Here is a 17,919-nt window from a genome sequence, read left to right on the forward strand (position 1 = left end):
ATTATTTTGCGGCTGCACGATCCTTAAACTCATCCGCAGCCTGAAGGATCTTCTCTCCAAGTTCATCGCTTAAGACTTTCTTCTCATCAATCTCTTTGCCGATTTCAGGATATACATTATCAAAATATTCAAGCATATCCATCTGATATTTCTTCAAATGCTTCTTATCCACATGAACCAGCTTTTTGTGGGTCGCTGTCCACAATGTGATGACCTGCTGGTGGAGAGAAAGTGGATTACACAGCGGCTGTTTCAGAAGTTCCATCAGACATCCACCATAGGCAAGCTGTGCCTTGGTAGCATCATCCAGATCTGAACTGAACTGAGTAAAGACTTCCATCTCACGATACTGTGCCAGATCGATACGGATACTTCCGGATGCTTTCTTCATTGCCTTGGTCTGTGCTGCACCACCTACTCGGGATACAGAAAGACCTACATTGACAGCCGGTCTCATACCTGAGAAAAACAGATCACTCTCGAGGAAAATCTGTCCGTCTGTAATGGAAATTACGTTGGTAGGAATATAGGCAGATACATCACCCGCCTGTGTCTCGATGATCGGAAGTGCCGTGATAGAACCTCCGCCCAGTTTGTCACTCAGACGGCTGGAACGCTCCAGAAGTCTTGAATGAAGATAGAATACGTCACCAGGATATGCCTCACGTCCCGGAGAACGCTCCAGAAGCAGTGACAGTGCACGATATGCAACTGCATGCTTACTTAAATCATCATAAACAATAAGGACATCTTTTCCTTTGTACATAAAGTACTCAGCAAGAGCGGTTCCCGCATAAGGAGCGATATACTGAAGCGGTGCACAGTCACTTGCAGTTGAAGAAAATACGGTTGTATATTCCATAGCTCCATATTTCTCAAGGTTGGATACAACTTTGGCTACCGTAGATGCCTTCTGACCGATTGCCACATAAATACAGATCACATCCTTACCCTTCTGGTTCAGGATGGTATCGATTGCAAGGGAAGTCTTACCGGTCTGTCTGTCACCAATGATAAGTTCTCGCTGTCCTCGTCCGATTGGGAACATGGAATCAAGTGAAAGGATTCCTGTTTCCAACGGTACATTTACGGATTTACGGTCAATAATTCCAGGTGCCGGATTCTCTACCGGGCGATAATCCTGTTCTTTGATATCACCTTTTCCGTCAATCGGGGCTCCAAGAGCATTGACGATTCGTCCAACGAAACCATCACCTACAGGTATACCTGCCTGTTTACCAGTTCTGGTTACTTTGGTTCCCTCCTTGATTCCGGTATCCTTACCAAACAGAATACATCCCATGCTGTTTGTACGGATATCCTGAACCATTCCCTTGAGTCCGTTTTCAAATACTACAACCTCGCCATACATAGCGTGATCAATTCCATAAACAGTTGCAATTCCATCTCCTACGGAAATGACCGTTCCTACTTCCTGGTTCTGGCTGATTTCATCATAATTCTCTATTTCTTCTTTCAGAATGGAAATAATCTCATCTGGATTGATTGCACTCAACGTGTTCACCTCCGGGTCAATTTCTGTTCCAGCTTGCGGTAACGTCCCCGCAGGCTCCAGTCATATTCGCTTCCGCCCGCCAGAAGGACAAATCCTCCGATCAGGCTTTTATCTTCTATCATTTCTATTTCGGCTTTCTGCGCCCCAAATTCCCGGCATAAAAATGCTCTGATACCATCAAGCTGTGCATCCTTCGGTGCTGTTACATAACGCATGACTGCGTGTATGGTCTTCTCATGCTGTCGGCACAGTTCTTCGTAATCTTCAAAAATTTCCTCGATCAGATCAATTCTGTGATGCTTGCAGACGACCTTGATGAAACTCTTCATTTCCTCAGGGATCACTCTGTCGATCACTTTTTCCTTGATCTCAAATGGTACCAATGGGTTCTTCAGACTCTGTGCGAGTTCAGGAACCTCCCGGAATATTTCTTTTGTATTCTGTATGACCTTTCTGGAAACAGAAAGGTCATACAGAGTTTTTGCATAATTAACGGCGGTCACTGTCATCTGGATCACCTGCTTTTTCTATAAATTGGTCATACAAGGATAAATCCTGGTCTGCTCCACTGTTTTTACCAATAATTTTACCGGCAGCTTCCATAGCAAGAGAGGCAACATCATCTTTCATCTGACGCATAGCATTCTCACGCTCTGTGTTGATGTCCTCCTGCGCTTTGGCAAGCATTGCAGATACCTTTGCCTGTGTATCTTCCACAGTTTTGTCTGCCTGTGCTTTGGCTTCTTTTCTGGCCTGCTCCATAATCTGGAAGGATTCTTCTCTGGCGGATTTCAACGCACCCTCATACTGTTCCTTAAGTGCCTTCGCCTGATCCTCCTGCTCCTTTGCTCCTGCAAACTGCTGATCGATCATAGCCTTTCTTACGTCCATCACTTTGATGATCGGTCCGAATAAAAACTTCTTCATCAATAAATAAAGAACTAACAGGTTGATGATCGTAAAGACAAGGTTGATGTCAATTTTTATCACCTGGTCCACCTGCCTCTCTGTATTTTTCGGTTCTTTATCATTAGCCCAGCATGATGATGATCAGAAGTCCGATTACGAAACCGTAAATAGCTGTTGCCTCGGCAAGGGCACAACCTAACAGCAGGTTCTTGCTGATCTTGCTCTCTGCTTCCGGCTGTCTTGCGATAGCTTCAACTGCCTTGGAAGTTGCGATACCAATACCAATACCTGCTCCAATACCTGTAAGAACTGCGATAGCTGCTCCGATTGCTACTAATGTTGACATACTTTTTTCCTCCTGAATAGATATCAAATTTTCTTTTGCCTTACTCGATTGCTTCCTTGATGAACAAGGATGTTAAAAATACAAATACATAAGCCTGTATGAATCCGTCAAAGAAATCAAAATACAGACTGAACGGTATGGGAAGAATTGCCGGACATATAAATTCAAGCAATTTCATTACAACAAAGCTTCCCAGGACATTACCAAATAATCGCATACACAGAGATGTTGGTCTGATCGCAAGCTCCAGAATATTGATCGGAAGCATGATCGGCACAGGCTCTGCAAAGCTCTTAAGGAATCCCTTAAGTCCTCTCTTATGAAATCCTGCATATTCAATCAGGATAATGCTCATAAGCGACAATGCTATGGTAACATTCATGTCCTTCGTCGGTGGTGTAAACCCAAACACACCTGCTATATTGGCTATTCCAATGAAAATTACGGTTGACATCAGATAAGGGACATACCGTTTTCCCTCTTCTCCCAGAATTCCCACAAAGAAATCCTGGAGGAAACTTACTCCTGATTCCAGAAGAAGCTGTTTTTTGCCTGGATTCTCGACTTTAAGGTTTCGAACCAGTATCAGAGAAAGTATTACCAGAACGGCCATAATGACCCAGGTAACCGCGACGCTCTCTGCAATCGGTATTCCGCCGAACACTGGTATCGTAAACAATGTCTTGCTCTCAAGCTCTTCTGCCAATGTGGCTGATAAATTCCCCGTCTTTCTCCCTCCTTTTCTCCGACCGAACCAACATATTGGTCATACCGGTCTGTCATTTGATGCCTTTATTTTACGCTTTGTCAAAAAAAAGTCAATATCCATTCTAACTGTTTTGTACAAGAAGTTTTTCGTATTTTATACATTTTGCATAATTATATTAAATATAACTTCATATTATAAGTGATATTTCTCCATAAGATAAGACCGAAAATGAGCCGTCTGCTTCCTGTACTCTGAGCCTTCCATCCGGACAGATTTCCAGGGCCTTCGCCTCACGTATTTCCTGCCCGTCCACGATCCGGACCTCTCTTCCGGGGACAAGATTTTGCTGTATATATTCAGGCGGAAGCCGTAGTTCCCTGGTCTCTTCAAGCAGAGAATTGATGATCTCTGCTGCCAGCCGGTTGCGGTCCAGTTCTGCTGCTGCCTCCCTGTCCTTATAAAGTGCTCCTGCAATCCCCTTTAGTTCAGATGGATATCCCTCAGCTGCTTCATACAGGTTCAGACCGATCCCCACCACTGCAAAATCAATCTCCCCACTCTCAAAATCTGTAACAGCCTCTGTCAGAATGCCACAGACCTTCCTGTCATGATAATAAAGATCGTTGACCCATTTAATATCAAGAGAGATTCCCGTTACCCTGAGAACCGCCTTGTAGACCGCCACAGCTGCCTCTGCGGTGAGAAGAAGGCTCTCCCTTAAACTTCCCTGTGGTTTAAGGATCACACTCAGATACAGCCCTGCCTCCTCCGGAGAATAAAAGCTTCTGCCTCTCCTTCCCCGCCCTGCAGTCTGCTTTCCTGCTACCACACAGCCTCCATGACCGGCAGTTCCTGTCACTGCCGCTTCTTTCGCCGCACGATTCGTAGAATCTGTTTCCTGATATACCTTCAGATAAACTTCTGGTGAAACTAAAAAAGGCCGTATTGCCTCAACGGAAAGACGATGACTGTCCTTCACCAGCATATAGCCCTTATTCTGTCCTGCTTCTATTGTATATCCTTCTTCCCTGAGAGCCTTCACTGCCTTCCAGATGGCCGCTCTGGTACAGTGAAGTTCCTCAGCAAGTTTCTCGCCAGAGAGAGTTTCTCCTTTCTGCTGTTCTAATATTCCTAAAAGTTTAGATTTTACCGTCATATTTTTCTCCATAATTTCTAAGGGTTTTTTTAAGAAATGCGACATATTCCCTGCGGATATTATCCGGTGATACGATCACAGCTCCGCTGCCAAGTCCTGCAAGCCAGCCAAAAAACTGTGTACCAACCTTGATCTGTGCCTGCATGGAAAAATGCTTCTCATCCTTGGGGATCAGCATAACATCCCGTCCGAAATGATCCAGCACAGTCCCTACAAACTGATTCTCAAACTCCATCCGCACACTTCTCTCCATGCCTCCGAACATTCCAAAGGTACCGGAAGAAAATTTCCCAAGATCAAAATCTCTGAAAATATTACCGCCGTTTCTCTTCTGTTTCTCAATGACCTCCACATGCATCATCTTATCCACCCGGTAATGCTTCAACACTCCACTGTTCTCATCCAGACAGAGAAGATAATAATTCTCATTCTTCCAGATCATCTTCCACGGGCTTACCTGATACCATTCACCGTTCTTCCTGGGCTTCAGCTCCCTGGACAGAGTCCATTCATAGTAGTGGAACCGAATCTGCCGATTATTCGATATCCCCTCATAGATGGTCTGGATATTGCTGTAAATCTCCTCGTTGACTGTCTTATTGCCTGGCTCGATAAAAAGCTGCTCCCGAAGCTTCTTGGCCGCTTCCGGGACAACAAGACTCTCCAGTTTGCGCAGCAGTTCTCTGGATTTCTTCTGTGTTACAAATCTCGAAGACTGCACTGCATCCATAAGAAACTTCACTTCCGGAAGCTGAAATTTACGGTTTGCTATATAAAATCCACCAACCTTCCCACGGCGGTTGCGGATATCAAGTCCGTAGATTCTCAGTGCCTCGATATCATCGTAGATCGTCTTGCGCTCCACACTGATCCCGTACCCTCTGAGATACTGTGCCATGTCCTTCGCAGTTATGGGATGCTCCTCATCTGTCCGCTCCAGCAATACATCCATCAGGTATAATATTTTGAGTTTCTGGTTAAATGATTTCGGCATGTAATATAATATCCTTTTAATTCTGCTTTTATTTATCGGTCAGTGCTGCCACTACACCGGAATATACTACCACAAAAGCCAGTGCCATCGCAATCCAGTCAGCAGAATGCACATCAATCTTCATGACCATGGCACCCAGGATCATGATCTCCACCGTTACCAGTATTCCGAGTATCATCGCCATAGCATTGGAAAATTTCTTCCTCTCCGTATGATTCTCTCTGTTCTCTGTCTCATAGTGTCTCTTTGCTGTTTCTGCTGTGTTCATCATAGTAAAATCCCCTTTATATCGTATTATGGTCCGAGAGTTCCGAATATTTGTTCTGAACATATTTTCCGAACATCTTTTCGATATAAAGAGTATCTCATATTAAATGTCCAATAAAACGGGATGAACTTAAATTTCCGAATATATGTTTGCTATTTATCTGCGAACACAATTTTATCTACCTGATATGTGCCATTTTCGACTGTCATAACTGCCATTGAGATGTCCTGCCCGAAACGGCTTCTTCCGCAGCTTCCCGGATTCAGCCATAGTCTGCCATCGATCGTTTTTTCAAAATAACTATGGGTATGACCAAAAATCACGACCTGCGTGCTGCCAAGCTCCCATGCCACATCTTTTTTGTTATGTGTCATAAAGAACTCCACTCCTTCAATCCTGAAACGAAGGGTCTTTGCGATCCCGGCCGCCCATTCTCCGTCATTATTGCCCCGTACAACATAAATAGAAGCAAGACAGCGAAGTTCATCAAGAAGTTCCGGCCTGGTCACATCACCCGCATGAAGAATGCAGTCACATGTTTTGAGGATTTCCAGAATCTCCGGCCTTAACAGTCCATGCGTGTCTGAAATAATCCCGATTTTTTTTGCCATAGGATGCCTCTCCCTTTCTGTCAGAGCTGATGATCTTATGTAACTGTTCAAAGTAACGATCTATCAGTAACCTTCTATGCGTCTTTCCTTTCGGAGTGCATTGCGCTTCTGAGCTCCGAGCCACTCGGCTTTTTCAGATTCTGTCTCGACGATCAGACCGGGAACTTCTACCTTATTGTCATTTTGATCCAATGCAACCATAACCTCATAGGCACGGTTGATGACCTTACGCGTTCCGTCAGGGCTTTCTACATAGGTATCGATCCGTACTTCCATGGAGGTTCGGCCGACATAAGTCAGCTTCCCGATCAGAACCACGGTATCTCCCAGATAGGCTCCTGCCTTAAAGTTCAGATTATCCACGCAGGCAGTCGTCACGATCGTCCCTGCATGTCTGTACGCTACGATCCCCGCCATCTCATCGATCCACTGCATCAGAACGCCGCCAAAGAGTCTGCCGTAACCGTTGATATGCTTATTCATGATGAGATAGGTATTCTCCGTGCGGGAATCCTCCATATGCTTCATCTTTCTCATAATTTTTCTCTTTTCTTATAACTATAATCCCTGTTTCTGAAACTGTACAGCTGCTTTTTCATATTCCGACATCGGCACGCCATATTCTCTGCCCATGCGCACGACTTCATATACAAGTCCATCAATCTCAGACTGCTTTCCGGCCATAACATCTCTCTGCATGGATGTTGTGGATTCCGGTGCGAGATTTGAAAGAATCTTGAGGTTTCGTTCCACAAGGTCTTCTTCAAATTCAATTCCCATTGCATGGGACAAATTAACGATTTCACGCATCAGTTCGCAGATCATCTCACGTTTCTCGCCTTCCTGCTGAAAATCAACTGCCGTAGCATTGTAATATAAACCTGCCGTTCCGATCGGTGATACATAGGAAAACTTCACCATCGCATCTCTGCGGATATCCGGTGAGAGAATCACTTCCAGATTTTCGGATAACATATCCCGTGCAATCGCTCTCATGCTTTCGGTTTCTTCAGAAGGAGTCCGCGCACCAAAAACAACTCGAAGGATCCTGCCATGGCGAAGGATCACTCCCGGCTCCTCGATTGCCGCTGATACATAGATGCATCCATCCGGTACGGTGAGATCCGGAAATTCTTTCTGTAATCTGCCGCCGGTTCCATAAATATTCAGGATTGGAAGAACTACTGTCTCCGGACCGGCAATCCTGCGGATATCCGGGATCAGATCCGTCAGGGAATAGCCCTTGACACACACCAGGATCACGTCCGGCTGCTCTGTGTATTCTTCCATCCGGCATGCTTTGACAGGAATGGTCTCTTCTTTTCCATCCCAGAGCTGTCTCATGGTAAGCCCCTGTTTCTGCATCGCCTCAAGATGGCAGCCTCTCGCGATCAGAGTTACATCCTTTCCTGCTTCTGTAAGATAAAATCCAAGAGTCCCTCCGGTTCCTCCTGCCCCGATGATTGCGTATTTCACACCAGATTCCTCCTTTAAATTCTGTCGTATTTACTTTCAAAACAGGCCCCTCGTCATATGAGGAGCCTGAAGTATTCATGAAGCACTTCCGCGCTTCTTCTAATATCAAATATTTTTCTGGCAAATATCCTCCAGACAACATTTGTCACAATATGGCTTCGTCCGTGCCGTACAGACTTCACGCCCATGATAGACAAGGCGATGGCAAAAGTCACTTCCCTCTTCCGGAGGAATGATCTTCCATAACGCCATTTCCACCTTCTTCGGATCCTTGATTCCGTCAACCAGACCGATTCTGTTACACAGACGAATGCAATGTGTATCCGTCACAATTGCCGGCTTGCCAAAAACATCCCCCATGATCAGATTCGCACTTTTGCGTCCCACCCCCGGAAGCTTCAGAAGCTCCTCAAAGGTTGTCGGAATATTGTCATTGTAGTTCTCGTGAAGAATCCTCATGCATGCACTGATGTCCCTTGCTTTGCTCCTGCCAAGGCCACACGGACGGACGATCGCCTCAATCTCCTCCGGTTCTGCCTTTGCCAGAGATGCCACATCCGGATACTTTGCATAAAGATCCTCCACAACCACATTCACTCTTGCATCCGTACACTGGGCAGCCAGTCTCACACTCACAAGCAGTTTCCATGCCTGGTCATAGTCCAGCGTACATCCTGCATCCGGATATTCTTTCTTAAGTCTGTCGATCACTTCCAGTGCCAGTTCTTCCTTTGTCATTTCTCACACCTCAGCCTAAAAAGTACCGAAAATACGGTCACCGGCATCTCCAAGACCCGGACAGATATATGCGTGATCATTCAGCTCACGGTCCAGATGTCCCACATAGATCTGTACATCCGGATGTTCTCTGTGAAGACGCTCCAAGCCTTCCGGTGCTGCAATAACAAACATACATTTGATTTTTTTGCCGCCATGCTGCTTGATCATTCTGACAGCATCTACCGCAGATCCTCCAGTTGCGAGCATCGGATCCGTCACAATAATCTGTCTCTGTTCGATCCGATCCGGCAGCTTACAGAAATATTCATGCGGTTCATGGGTCTCCGGATCTCTGTAAAGCCCGATATGACCGATCTTTGCAAAAGGAACCAGTGTGGTAATGCCATTCACCATACCAAGACCTGCACGAAGTACCGGTACGATCGCCAGCTTCTCACCTGCGATCATAGGTGACATACAGGTTTCGATCGGTGTCTCAACCTCTACATCCTCCAGCGGAAGATCTCTCAGTGCCTCATATCCCATCAGCACCGCGATTTCCTCAATCAGCTTACGAAATTCATTTGTCCCTGTGTTTTTGTTTCGAAGCATGGATATTTTGTGCTGGATCAGAGGATGATCCATAATAAATACATTCTCCATAGTTACCTCCAAATACGTTTTTTTGTTCGCCACTTACTTGCCGAGGCAATGGCTTAAGTTGTTACTGTTCACTCCGTTCACAGCAACTTGTTTTCTATCGTGATTATACTCTATTTCTCAATCATTGACAACCATCTCAAAAGTGTTACACTTAACTTATATTTATCGCAGACAAGGAGAATTTTATGACGGATTATGAACAGGTTTTTCTATCTTCCGGGCAGGAGAAACAGAAGCTTGCCATTGCCCTGAAACGTTTTGCAGAAGTCAGCGAACCTGACTGGCAAGAGCGCTACCAGAGTTATCTGCGGACAAGATTTCGTCCTGCCATGACAGAACTAATCCACAGCGGTGACCTCGAACGGATCCGGAGATTATGCAGCTTCGCTTCACTGACTGCCCCCACACTGGAACAGTTTATTCAGGAAGCTTCCGTCTCCGGTCAGACAGAAATCCTTACCTTTCTGCTCCGGTTAAAAAAAGACTCCTTCGGCTTTCATGACAGGGAGTTTTCTCTATAAAAAATAATAAGGAGACAGCACAGGAATCAGTCATCCAGGATTGACTCCCATGCCCGGTGATATCATATGGAGTCCTTTGATAAACATTCTCTCTATCAGAAAATCTGGGAGCTGACACGCGAACAGCTCTCTGTAAAATATCCATTTTTCCGGAAACTCCTGTGGGATTTTTCCTTTCAGGAATCTGAGGATACCCAGACCGCCGGAACAGACGGCAGCATTATCTATTTTAATCCTGATTTTGTGATACGAAGCTTTCAGAACTCCGCCACAGAACTGGAGGAACTTTTTCTGCACATGCTGTATCACTGTCTGTTCCTTCATCCTGTCATGGATATACCGGCAGATCCTGTACTCTGGAATCTCGCCTGCGATACTGCGGTCCAAAGAATTTTGTATAATGAAAAAAAAGAATGGGATTCAATGAAAATATATCAGGAATTTTCTGCATCAGAAATCTCCGAACAGACAGATCCTGCCGCCTCCGCTCCCGAATCAGACTCAGTCATCACACTGGATGACCATGCCTTCTGGAAATATGTCCACCGGGATCAGTTTCTGAAAAAAATCCACAAGACTCTCGCCGGCATGTCAGGCGCCTCCAGTCTGGGTCTGTACGGAAATGGCGGCCGGGGCAGTTCGCCCGGAAATCGAACCGAGGAGCTTTCTGTCGAAGAAAAAGGTAAATACGATTTTCATCGTTTTCTCAGACGCTTTGCCGTCCACCGGGAAGAAATCCATACAGACACCCAGAGTTTCGACTATATTCCCTATATATACGGACTGGAACACTATGGAAACATCCCCCTGATCGAATATCTGGAATATCAGGAGATGACCCGTCTGGAAGAACTTGTCATCGCGATCGATACCTCCGGTTCCTGCTCATCTGACACGGTTCGACGTTTCATGGAAGAAACCTATGGAATCCTCAGTGACCAGGAGAATTTTTTCCGCAAAATGAACCTCTATATCATACAATGTGACTGCTTTGTACAGGACGTGGCACACATTATCTGCGAAAAAGACTGGAAGGATTATCTCAAAAATCTCAGAATCCACGGACGCAGCGGAACCGATTTCCGACCTGTTTTTGACTATATAGAAAAGCTTCGCAGCGAGAGGAAACTGAAAAACCTCAAAGGTCTTCTCTACTTCACAGACGGCGACGGAATCTACCCGGAAAAGCCCACCGATTATGAGACTGCTTTTGTTTTTTACAAAGAAAAAGCCCTGCACCAGAAGGTTCCCGCATGGGCTGTAAGATTATACCTTGATACCGAAAAATCCTGAATCTCCGCTGAAAGGGTCATGTTATGAATATCAAAGAAGCCAAAGAAGAAATTCTGCATACCATACAGATCTACACCCGAAAGGATGCCCACGGACAGTATCTCATGCCCTCCGTCCGCCAGCGTCCCGTCCTTCTGATTGGTCCTCCCGGAATCGGAAAGACTGCCATCATGGAGCAGATTGCCCGTGAATGCGGCATCGGCCTCACCGCCTATACCATCACCCATCACACCCGCCAGAGTGCTGTAGGACTTCCCATCATTGTCAAAAGAAATTATCAGGGACATGAATATTCCATCACAGAATACACTATGAGTGAAATCATTGCCTCCGTCTATGAAACCATAGAAAAAACCGGCTGTAAAGAAGGCATCCTGTTTATCGATGAGATCAACTGCGTTTCAGAAACCCTGGTTCCTACCATGCTCCAGTTTCTTCAGAATAAAACCTTCGGTACGCATCCTGTTCCTGCGGGATGGATCATCGTTGCCGCCGGAAATCCAATAGAATACAACAAATCAGCCAGAGAGTTTGATATTGTCACTCTCGACCGTGTAAAGCGGATTGATGTGGAACCGGATCTTGCCGTATGGAAGGAATATGCCTGGGCAAAAGGGATCCATCCAGCAATCCTGTCTTATTTAAGTTTACATAACGACAGATTCTACCATGTAGAAAATACTGCTTCCGGCGTACATTTTGTCACAGCACGAGGCTGGGAAGATCTGTCTTCTATCCTATATGGCTATGAAGATCTTAGTTTTTCGCCGGACGCCTCTCTGATCCTGCAGTATCTCCAGGAACCGGAAGCTGCCAGAGACTTTGCCGGCTATTATGCACTCTATGCAAAATACCGTCAGGATTACCAGATTCCACAGCTCCTCTCCGGGCGTCTGTCCGAAGAGGAATTCCAGAATCGCTGCAATCTCGTGCAGCAGGCCTCCAGTGATGAAAAAATCTCTGTCGCAGGTCTCCTTCTTGATGGATGGAACAGTTTTTTCCAGAAATTCCAGAAAGAAGACCAGTTCACAACTACACTTCATGAAACACTGAAACAGATCCGCACTACCCTGCTTCGAGGAGAGACTCTGGATGAGATCATTTCACAGCGAAAACAGGCACTGAAAGTCAGAGTGGAAAATCATCTTATCTCATCTGAAGAATACGATCAGGCCGATCAGATCACAGAAATCCTGGAAAACTGCCTGATCGAGACACGCAGAGAACGGGCTGCATCCACTGACACTGTTCTTGATATTCTCCGGGATGCCTTAATCGATGCCGTTGACAGCCGCAAAACCGCTGCCGCTCGCACTTCGCTTGCGCTGGAGCATGGCTATCGTTTTGCAAGCGAAGCCTTCGAGGATGGACCGGAACTGCTTTTCCTTACTTCTGATCTCGGTCATAATCCAAAAGCAGTACAGTTTATCAGCACCTTCGGATGCGAACCCTATTTTCATTACAGTGAGCAGCTGATGTTCCAGGAAAAACGAAAGTCTCTGCTTCGCGAAATCGAAAACCATTCTTAAAGCCCAAAAACGGGCAGATCCCTTTGTTATATCCAGGGATTTGCCCGTTTATCATTTATAGATCATATCCAGTCTCTGCCATCAGAATTTCTGCGAATCTTCGGTCCCATCAGACTATTTTTGCGCTCCAATATCTGACGAAATTCAGATGCATACATCGCAAAGGACATTGCCATACATACCGCACATGCTCCGATCAGTACGTTTGCCGTCGAGTACGGAAGTCTCACTCCCGCCGTCAGAACCATGACGACCACATAAGAAACTGCGGTATTCAACTTTCCATGCCACTGTGCTTCTCCTGTCGCTTCTGTCTCCATCATGACCTTCCAGCCCATCACAAGCATATAGGTTTCCTTCACCACAAACAGGATCAGAACCAGCTTTACCAGCGGATAACGCGACATCAGACACGCCAGCATCACTGCCTGCATCGCCTTGTCTGCCAGCGGATCAAGGATCCTGCCGATCTTGCTGACCTGATGAAAGGCTCTCGCGATTCTTCCATCCAGAAAATCGGTCGCTGCAGCTACCATAATGATCATAGTCAGAACCGGCCTGTTTCCTCTCATTCCATGTCTCTCACAGATACCAAGGAAAAGTACTGCAAGCCCAAGTCTGATAAAACTCAGAAGATTCGGTACTGTAAGGATTTCCTTACGCGTAAAAATCTCCGCCAGTTTCTCTTGTCGAGCCGGAATCACACGATAGAAAAGCTGATAACACAGAATATTCAGGATCAGTGCAGTCATTACATCTGAGACACAGTGCTGTTTCAAAAACATCGTTGCCAGAACAATCGAAACTGTCAGGACCGTCTGAGCTGCAGTAAACAGCCTGTTTTTCCTGCATCGCTCATTCTGAAAAAGTGCTATGCAGCTTGCCACAGAGTTAAATACATGGATGCTTGGAAAAATATTCGTCGGTGTATCTATTTTGTACAGATATCGCACTGCCGAAACAAAAACTCCGCTCTCCCCGCTCAGATCCGGACGAAGATTCTGTCCGTTCGGATACACGTAGGAGACAAGGATAAAAAGAGTCATTCCCACTGCCAGAGTGCCAATATACTGATAATATTCCTTCTTGCTCGAACAGAACAGTGCAAAATAAGCGATTGTGCCAATCAGGAAAAAATACCACAGCACATATGGAATAATAAAATACGGGCAGAATGGAATCCTGTCATCTGCCAGGGAATGGATGATATGTATCCTCGCTTCACTTTTCTCTACAAGCGTAAAGGACAACATATAAAAAACTCCATACAACGGAATCATCCATAAATGTTTTGATTTCTTCAGATAATCCAAAATATCACCTTTCCAAAAACGCTGGCCTGTGCCAGGAGATAATTTTCAGTCACTTAGTTCTCGTTTCATTTATCTGTAGGTAATAATATACCCATTCACAAGATTTAATCAATCCACAAAATACCCAAAATAAATGATTTTACAAAAAATTCACCATCTCTTTGCATAAAGATAAGATAAAAATAAGAAATTCTTTTGTTTTCTTCGGACGCAAAAGAGGAAGTGCTTTTATGCTGCACTTCCTCTCTTCCTCTGTGTATCCTTACACAAGACCTGCTGGAATTCTCTCAGCTTCTCCTTTGCCTCAGGACTTAAATTCTGCGGTACCTGAATCTGTACGGTCACGTACTGATCTCCATGTATGGCGGAATCTTTCATAGACACAATACCTTTACCTCTCAAACGGATCTTGCGTCCGGACTGTGTTCCCTCCGGAATCTTACAGATTACATCACCGTACAGAGTAGACACCTTCGCCTCACCGCCAAATACGGCTGTTGTAAATGGAATATTTGCTGTTGTGTAAATATCCATTCCTTTACGCTCAAAGCCAGGTTTCGATGTTACATTGACCTTCAGAAGAAGATCCCCTGCCGGACCGCCATTGAATCCCGGATTTCCTTTTCCTTTCAGCCGGATGCTCTTGCCATCCTCGATGCCCGCCGGGACATGTACCTTAAGTGTCTGAACCGCACCATTTCCGGATGGATCAGACAGTCTCAGCATTCTGTCACAGCCAAATGCTGCCTCCTCGAAGCTGACACTTACTTCAGACCGCAGATCACTGCCTTTCGCCTGAGCACTTCTCCCGCCGAAGCCACCTCCAAAACCGCTCTGTCTGTGGAAACTCTGACCTCCGAAGCCACTGCTCTGACTGCTGCCCTTACCGTGGAACATATTTCCAAAAATGTCTCCGAAAATATCTCCCATATCGTCCATGTTTCCATTTTCGAAATGGTATTCACGATAGCCGCCATTACCATCCTGATGAAAGTTAAAACCACCAAAACCACTGCCATCAAAACCGCCCTGGCCATGAAAGCCCTGACCTCCGCCATAAGCACCGCCGGCACCTGCACCTTCCTCAAAGGCTGCGAAGCCATACTGATCGTACAGTTTCTTCTTCTCATCATCACTTAAGATATTATATGCCTCTGTGATCTCTTTAAACTTCTGTTCCGCATTCTTATCCCCCGGGTTCATATCCGGATGATATTTCTTTGCAAGTTTTCTGTATGCTTTTTTGATTTCCTTCGCATCGGCATTCTTACCGATTCCAAGAACTTCATAATAATCTCTCTTAGCCATAACTGCCACCTCCGGTTATATTTGTATAGAAAAGAAGATGCGGTCGTAAACTCCCGCATCCCCTGCCCTTGTCTTTTTGTTCTATTTGTAATATAACACTTGTTTTGCAGTATGTCAAGCGCCTCCGCCAAACAATTTTAAAAACATAAGAATCTCTTTATCCAGACACTTTGCCATATATCGACTGTCGCATAAATGATTGAATTACTTTTCCTCTATATGAAACAATGCCTATATCGCCTATTGAAATCAGCAATGTTGATGCCCGTGGATTCTTAAGTTTCAATCTTTCTCCGTTTTGGCATTCGGCAATATACCATTCAACATTTTTACTCTTTACTACTTTTCTTTTTATCTTTATGCGCTTTGTAATTAATTTTCTTCGACCACAGCCTCTCTTTATTAAATAAAATATTACCATAATAATAACTACGGCAATCAGTAATATTATAAATATATTCATAGATGACTACTCCTTTTTTACAAAATCTCTAATATTTTGTACTATCTTATCTATTTTAGAAAATTCCTGTCCGTGTTACAAGATGTGGCATAATTAGTGGACAGTTTTTTTATGGATAGTTTTTTATTTTTGAAAGAGATTTTCAATATCGTCATCTTAAAAAAATACATTTTATCTTCCTGCTTTATAATATTTTTCTTTTAAAATACTTCTTCTTTTTCCTTTTTCATAATCGCGCCGCATCAATATCCGCTTGAACGAACTGTCTTCGCATTCTTCATGTATCTGTTAATGGTCCTATTATAAGTAGAATAGCCTACTTTCCTTCCATTGATCGCATATCCACTCTTAAATTTACCATTAAAACGTTCGGCCCTTACTACTCTCGTAGCTTTGGTGCCTTTAATCTTGTAGATGTAATACTCACTTCCACCTGTATTCGCATTGCAGACCATTACAGTATGGCAGCTTCTGGAATACTTGATCGGCAGGTTGTATCCCTTTCCATATCCGATAGAACCTACCCGTACATTTTTTCTTGTTTTGGGATTGTAGGTTCGGACTTCATTGATTCCTGCTGAACTGTTATGCATGAGCAGTTCCGGGATTCCATTTCCATCGACATCTACAATCTTATAACTGCCGCGTTTGCCTCTCATGTACTTCTTGTAGCTTGATACTGCTGCATTATACTTTGATGACGCAGCCATGACCGGTACTGTCATTCCAATGCACAAAATAGCCGCCAGCAAAATACAGCACAACTGTTTTGCTTTCTTTTTCAGCACTGTCTGTTTTGTGGTTTTCATCCTCATTGCTCCTCCTTATTTTATGGTACTTTTAGTTTATCATAGCATATTGCAAATTTGTTTTTTAAAGCTGTTTTTAAATTTGTTTTTGATCTTCATACTCCGTTCCATCTCCTTCATAAATATTTTTTCCCTCTCTTTGTTCTTTTTTATATCTCGTTTATGTAAAATCACAAAATTATTAATATAATAAATAATTTCAAGAAAATTCCAACCATATCACAAGATGGGGCACAATTTGTGGACGAATTTTCTGTTACTTTTTACCAGTTTTTGTCTGATTTTCCAAACAGATCCTCTCAGCCATCCTATAATCTGGCGACTTCTGCGCCTGATTTAAAGGAGGATTTTTCTCCTAGCCAGAACTGTCTTCTGCTGAATTCCAGACAGGCAATAGATTCTTCTGTTCACCAGATTTTATTATCAGAGGCAGCCAAACCAAATGGACAGATTGCTCTTTTCCTTCAACCTGACTATCCGTTTCTGCTGCATCTGCTGTCTACGATCCAGCCTGCCGGTTCATTACAGAGCGATCATATTTTCAGTCTGAACCGTACCGCACAGTTTACAGACGCACATGAGCTTTATGAACTTTATTACCTGCGAAATCTGTTTCCGATTTATATGAATAAGCTGGATTATCATATTCATTGTTTTTATACAAATGAAATTTCACATTTGCAGAATCTCTCTGCTCTGCCATATATGATTTTGACCTCGGAATTTGCCATCACATGTTCTTCTGATTACCAGACGGGAATTCTATACCAGGATCCGGATATTCTGCAGGCATTGTGGAATCTTTTTCATTCGCATCGGGATCTTTGTCAGCCTGCCTTTCAAACTTTTCCGATTATTGCAGATGATCTGCCATCCCTTTTTCAATTTGTTGCTAATACAAGAGCTTCTGCCGATCTGATTATTTCTACTCAGCCTGAAGCATGCATTCTCCCGTTTTTACGTCTGGATTTGCTGAAAGATATTTTTAATTATGACATTCCTGGGGCAGATTCTGTTATAGCTATGGCAGACGCTTTGTTCAGCAATAATATACAGCTAGTCAATGATGGAAAATTTATTATCTATTTTACAGAATATGGAATGACCCGTTTTCTGCAAGAAGGTTTGTTTGAAGAGATTCCACCAACATTCTATCATCCGTTAAATATCGAGCAGTGCATCCGAATTCTTCGTGAAATCGCACAGTGCTGTCATAACGGTTCCTATCGAATCGTGATATGCTCCTACCACTTAAATCATAGATTTTGAAGTGGGGGCTTCTTGCTCAATGGCTCTATTGAGCCAAGTATCTACA

General features: G+C 44.3%; 21 protein-coding genes. 4 read left to right on the forward strand and 17 right to left on the reverse strand.

The features are described 5' to 3' along the window. Position 1: 1 nt before the first annotated feature. The 13 genes from atpA to upp all read right to left on the reverse strand — a co-directional run bounded on the left by atpA (position 2) and on the right by upp (position 9,368). Positions 2–1,516 (reverse strand): F0F1 ATP synthase subunit alpha, encoded by a 1,515-nt coding sequence (gene atpA, locus LIR34_RS07660; RefSeq protein ID WP_173902431.1) that lies wholly within the window; start codon positions 1,514–1,516, stop codon positions 2–4. A gap of 5 nt (positions 1,517–1,521) precedes the next feature. Beyond that, complete coding sequence (gene atpH / locus LIR34_RS07665) at positions 1,522–2,025, reverse strand: ATP synthase F1 subunit delta (RefSeq protein WP_161284618.1); 504 nt, start codon at positions 2,023–2,025, stop codon at positions 1,522–1,524. Further along, positions 2,006–2,506: a F0F1 ATP synthase subunit B gene (atpF, locus tag LIR34_RS07670; protein WP_022213957.1), complete on the reverse strand. Its 501-nt coding sequence runs from the start codon at positions 2,504–2,506 to the stop codon at positions 2,006–2,008. Before atpF ends, atpH begins: the two co-directional genes overlap by 20 nt. A 40-nt stretch (positions 2,507–2,546) precedes the next feature. Beyond that, positions 2,547–2,771 carry an ATP synthase F0 subunit C gene (gene atpE / locus LIR34_RS07675; RefSeq protein WP_015540752.1) on the reverse strand — a complete coding sequence of 75 codons (225 nt, stop codon included), beginning with the start codon at positions 2,769–2,771 and terminating at the stop codon, positions 2,547–2,549. A 40-nt stretch (positions 2,772–2,811) separates the two neighbouring features. Beyond that, the gene (locus LIR34_RS07680) at positions 2,812–3,477 is read right to left on the reverse strand and encodes a F0F1 ATP synthase subunit A (RefSeq protein ID WP_022213956.1); all 666 of its coding nucleotides are present in this window, start codon (positions 3,475–3,477) and stop codon (positions 2,812–2,814) included. A 190-nt stretch (positions 3,478–3,667) separates the two neighbouring features. Then, positions 3,668–4,636 carry a biotin--[acetyl-CoA-carboxylase] ligase gene (locus LIR34_RS07685; protein WP_173902432.1) on the reverse strand — a complete coding sequence of 323 codons (969 nt, stop codon included), beginning with the start codon at positions 4,634–4,636 and terminating at the stop codon, positions 3,668–3,670. Continuing rightward, entirely contained in the window at positions 4,620–5,630 is a 1,011-nt protein-coding gene (locus LIR34_RS07690) for a helix-turn-helix transcriptional regulator (RefSeq protein ID WP_161284616.1), read from the reverse strand. Before LIR34_RS07690 ends, LIR34_RS07685 begins: the two co-directional genes overlap by 17 nt. Positions 5,631–5,658: 28 nt before the next feature. Then, positions 5,659–5,901, reverse strand: a complete 243-nt coding sequence (locus tag LIR34_RS07695; protein ID WP_161284615.1) for a hypothetical protein — start codon at positions 5,899–5,901, stop codon at positions 5,659–5,661. 149 nt (positions 5,902–6,050) lie between these two features. Beyond that, entirely contained in the window at positions 6,051–6,509 is a 459-nt protein-coding gene (locus LIR34_RS07700; protein ID WP_161284614.1) for a metallophosphoesterase family protein, read from the reverse strand. Between the two features lie 63 nt (positions 6,510–6,572). Next, positions 6,573–7,046 carry an acyl-CoA thioesterase gene (locus LIR34_RS07705; RefSeq protein ID WP_161284613.1) on the reverse strand — a complete coding sequence of 158 codons (474 nt, stop codon included), beginning with the start codon at positions 7,044–7,046 and terminating at the stop codon, positions 6,573–6,575. A gap of 21 nt (positions 7,047–7,067) precedes the next feature. Then, the gene (locus LIR34_RS07710; protein WP_173902433.1) at positions 7,068–7,985 is read right to left on the reverse strand and encodes a ketopantoate reductase family protein; all 918 of its coding nucleotides are present in this window, start codon (positions 7,983–7,985) and stop codon (positions 7,068–7,070) included. 105 nt (positions 7,986–8,090) lie between these two features. Next, positions 8,091–8,723: an endonuclease III domain-containing protein gene (locus LIR34_RS07715; protein ID WP_161284611.1), complete on the reverse strand. Its 633-nt coding sequence runs from the start codon at positions 8,721–8,723 to the stop codon at positions 8,091–8,093. 15 nt (positions 8,724–8,738) lie between these two features. After that, on the reverse strand, positions 8,739–9,368 hold the full coding sequence (upp, locus tag LIR34_RS07720; protein ID WP_161284610.1) for a uracil phosphoribosyltransferase: 630 nt from the start codon (positions 9,366–9,368) through the stop codon (positions 8,739–8,741). Positions 9,369–9,553: 185 nt separating this feature from the next. Here upp and LIR34_RS07725 point away from each other — a divergent pair, with 185 nt between their 5' ends. From LIR34_RS07725 to LIR34_RS07735, 3 genes are all read left to right on the forward strand, one after another. Continuing rightward, the gene (locus LIR34_RS07725; protein ID WP_173902434.1) at positions 9,554–9,889 is read left to right on the forward strand and encodes a hypothetical protein; all 336 of its coding nucleotides are present in this window, start codon (positions 9,554–9,556) and stop codon (positions 9,887–9,889) included. 66 nt (positions 9,890–9,955) lie between these two features. Continuing rightward, entirely contained in the window at positions 9,956–11,182 is a 1,227-nt protein-coding gene (locus tag LIR34_RS07730) for a vWA domain-containing protein (protein WP_173902435.1), read from the forward strand. Between the two features lie 23 nt (positions 11,183–11,205). Next, positions 11,206–12,711: an ATP-binding protein gene (locus LIR34_RS07735; RefSeq protein WP_173902436.1), complete on the forward strand. Its 1,506-nt coding sequence runs from the start codon at positions 11,206–11,208 to the stop codon at positions 12,709–12,711. Positions 12,712–12,773: 62 nt separating this feature from the next. On the opposite strand, the gene LIR34_RS07740 is transcribed toward LIR34_RS07735, so the two are convergent. The 4 genes from LIR34_RS07740 to LIR34_RS07755 all read right to left on the reverse strand — a co-directional run bounded on the left by LIR34_RS07740 (position 12,774) and on the right by LIR34_RS07755 (position 16,604). Continuing rightward, positions 12,774–14,024 (reverse strand): CDP-alcohol phosphatidyltransferase family protein, encoded by a 1,251-nt coding sequence (locus LIR34_RS07740; RefSeq protein WP_173902437.1) that lies wholly within the window; start codon positions 14,022–14,024, stop codon positions 12,774–12,776. Between the two features lie 228 nt (positions 14,025–14,252). Continuing rightward, on the reverse strand, positions 14,253–15,332 hold the full coding sequence (locus LIR34_RS07745) for a DnaJ C-terminal domain-containing protein (protein ID WP_161284605.1): 1,080 nt from the start codon (positions 15,330–15,332) through the stop codon (positions 14,253–14,255). A 157-nt stretch (positions 15,333–15,489) separates the two neighbouring features. Beyond that, the gene (locus LIR34_RS07750) at positions 15,490–15,795 is read right to left on the reverse strand and encodes a hypothetical protein (protein WP_161284604.1); all 306 of its coding nucleotides are present in this window, start codon (positions 15,793–15,795) and stop codon (positions 15,490–15,492) included. Positions 15,796–16,037: 242 nt separating this feature from the next. After that, complete coding sequence (locus tag LIR34_RS07755) at positions 16,038–16,604, reverse strand: hypothetical protein (RefSeq protein WP_161284603.1); 567 nt, start codon at positions 16,602–16,604, stop codon at positions 16,038–16,040. Positions 16,605–16,844: 240 nt separating this feature from the next. On the opposite strand from LIR34_RS07755, the gene LIR34_RS07760 reads away from it, so the two are divergent. Further along, on the forward strand, positions 16,845–17,873 hold the full coding sequence (locus tag LIR34_RS07760; protein ID WP_161284602.1) for a hypothetical protein: 1,029 nt from the start codon (positions 16,845–16,847) through the stop codon (positions 17,871–17,873). The last annotated feature ends 46 nt before the right edge of the window (positions 17,874–17,919 follow it).

The sequence above is a fragment of the Blautia sp. MSK17_66 genome (genome assembly GCF_020538025.1).
Taxonomy (GTDB): domain Bacteria; phylum Bacillota; class Clostridia; order Lachnospirales; family Lachnospiraceae; genus Blautia_A.

What these genes read in the sequence shown, in the direction of transcription:
- LIR34_RS07715 (WP_161284611.1), bottom strand. Translation starts at nt 8,723, where the DNA reads ATGACAAAGGAAGAACTGGCACTGGAAGTGATCGACAGACTTAAGAAA.
- LIR34_RS07755 (WP_161284603.1), bottom strand. Translation starts at nt 16,604, where the DNA reads ATGAAAACCACAAAACAGACAGTGCTGAAAAAGAAAGCAAAACAGTTG.
- LIR34_RS07685 (WP_173902432.1), bottom strand. Translation starts at nt 4,636, where the DNA reads ATGACGGTAAAATCTAAACTTTTAGGAATATTAGAACAGCAGAAAGGA.
- LIR34_RS07705 (WP_161284613.1), bottom strand. Translation starts at nt 7,046, where the DNA reads ATGAGAAAGATGAAGCATATGGAGGATTCCCGCACGGAGAATACCTAT.
- LIR34_RS07700 (WP_161284614.1), bottom strand. Translation starts at nt 6,509, where the DNA reads ATGGCAAAAAAAATCGGGATTATTTCAGACACGCATGGACTGTTAAGG.
- LIR34_RS07735 (WP_173902436.1), top strand. Translation starts at nt 11,206, where the DNA reads ATGAATATCAAAGAAGCCAAAGAAGAAATTCTGCATACCATACAGATC.
- LIR34_RS07695 (WP_161284615.1), bottom strand. Translation starts at nt 5,901, where the DNA reads ATGATGAACACAGCAGAAACAGCAAAGAGACACTATGAGACAGAGAAC.
- LIR34_RS07745 (WP_161284605.1), bottom strand. Translation starts at nt 15,332, where the DNA reads ATGGCTAAGAGAGATTATTATGAAGTTCTTGGAATCGGTAAGAATGCC.
- atpE (WP_015540752.1), bottom strand. Translation starts at nt 2,771, where the DNA reads ATGTCAACATTAGTAGCAATCGGAGCAGCTATCGCAGTTCTTACAGGT.
- LIR34_RS07730 (WP_173902435.1), top strand. Translation starts at nt 9,956, where the DNA reads ATGGAGTCCTTTGATAAACATTCTCTCTATCAGAAAATCTGGGAGCTG.
- atpH (WP_161284618.1), bottom strand. Translation starts at nt 2,025, where the DNA reads ATGACAGTGACCGCCGTTAATTATGCAAAAACTCTGTATGACCTTTCT.
- upp (WP_161284610.1), bottom strand. Translation starts at nt 9,368, where the DNA reads ATGGAGAATGTATTTATTATGGATCATCCTCTGATCCAGCACAAAATA.
- LIR34_RS07725 (WP_173902434.1), top strand. Translation starts at nt 9,554, where the DNA reads ATGACGGATTATGAACAGGTTTTTCTATCTTCCGGGCAGGAGAAACAG.
- LIR34_RS07690 (WP_161284616.1), bottom strand. Translation starts at nt 5,630, where the DNA reads ATGCCGAAATCATTTAACCAGAAACTCAAAATATTATACCTGATGGAT.
- LIR34_RS07750 (WP_161284604.1), bottom strand. Translation starts at nt 15,795, where the DNA reads ATGAATATATTTATAATATTACTGATTGCCGTAGTTATTATTATGGTA.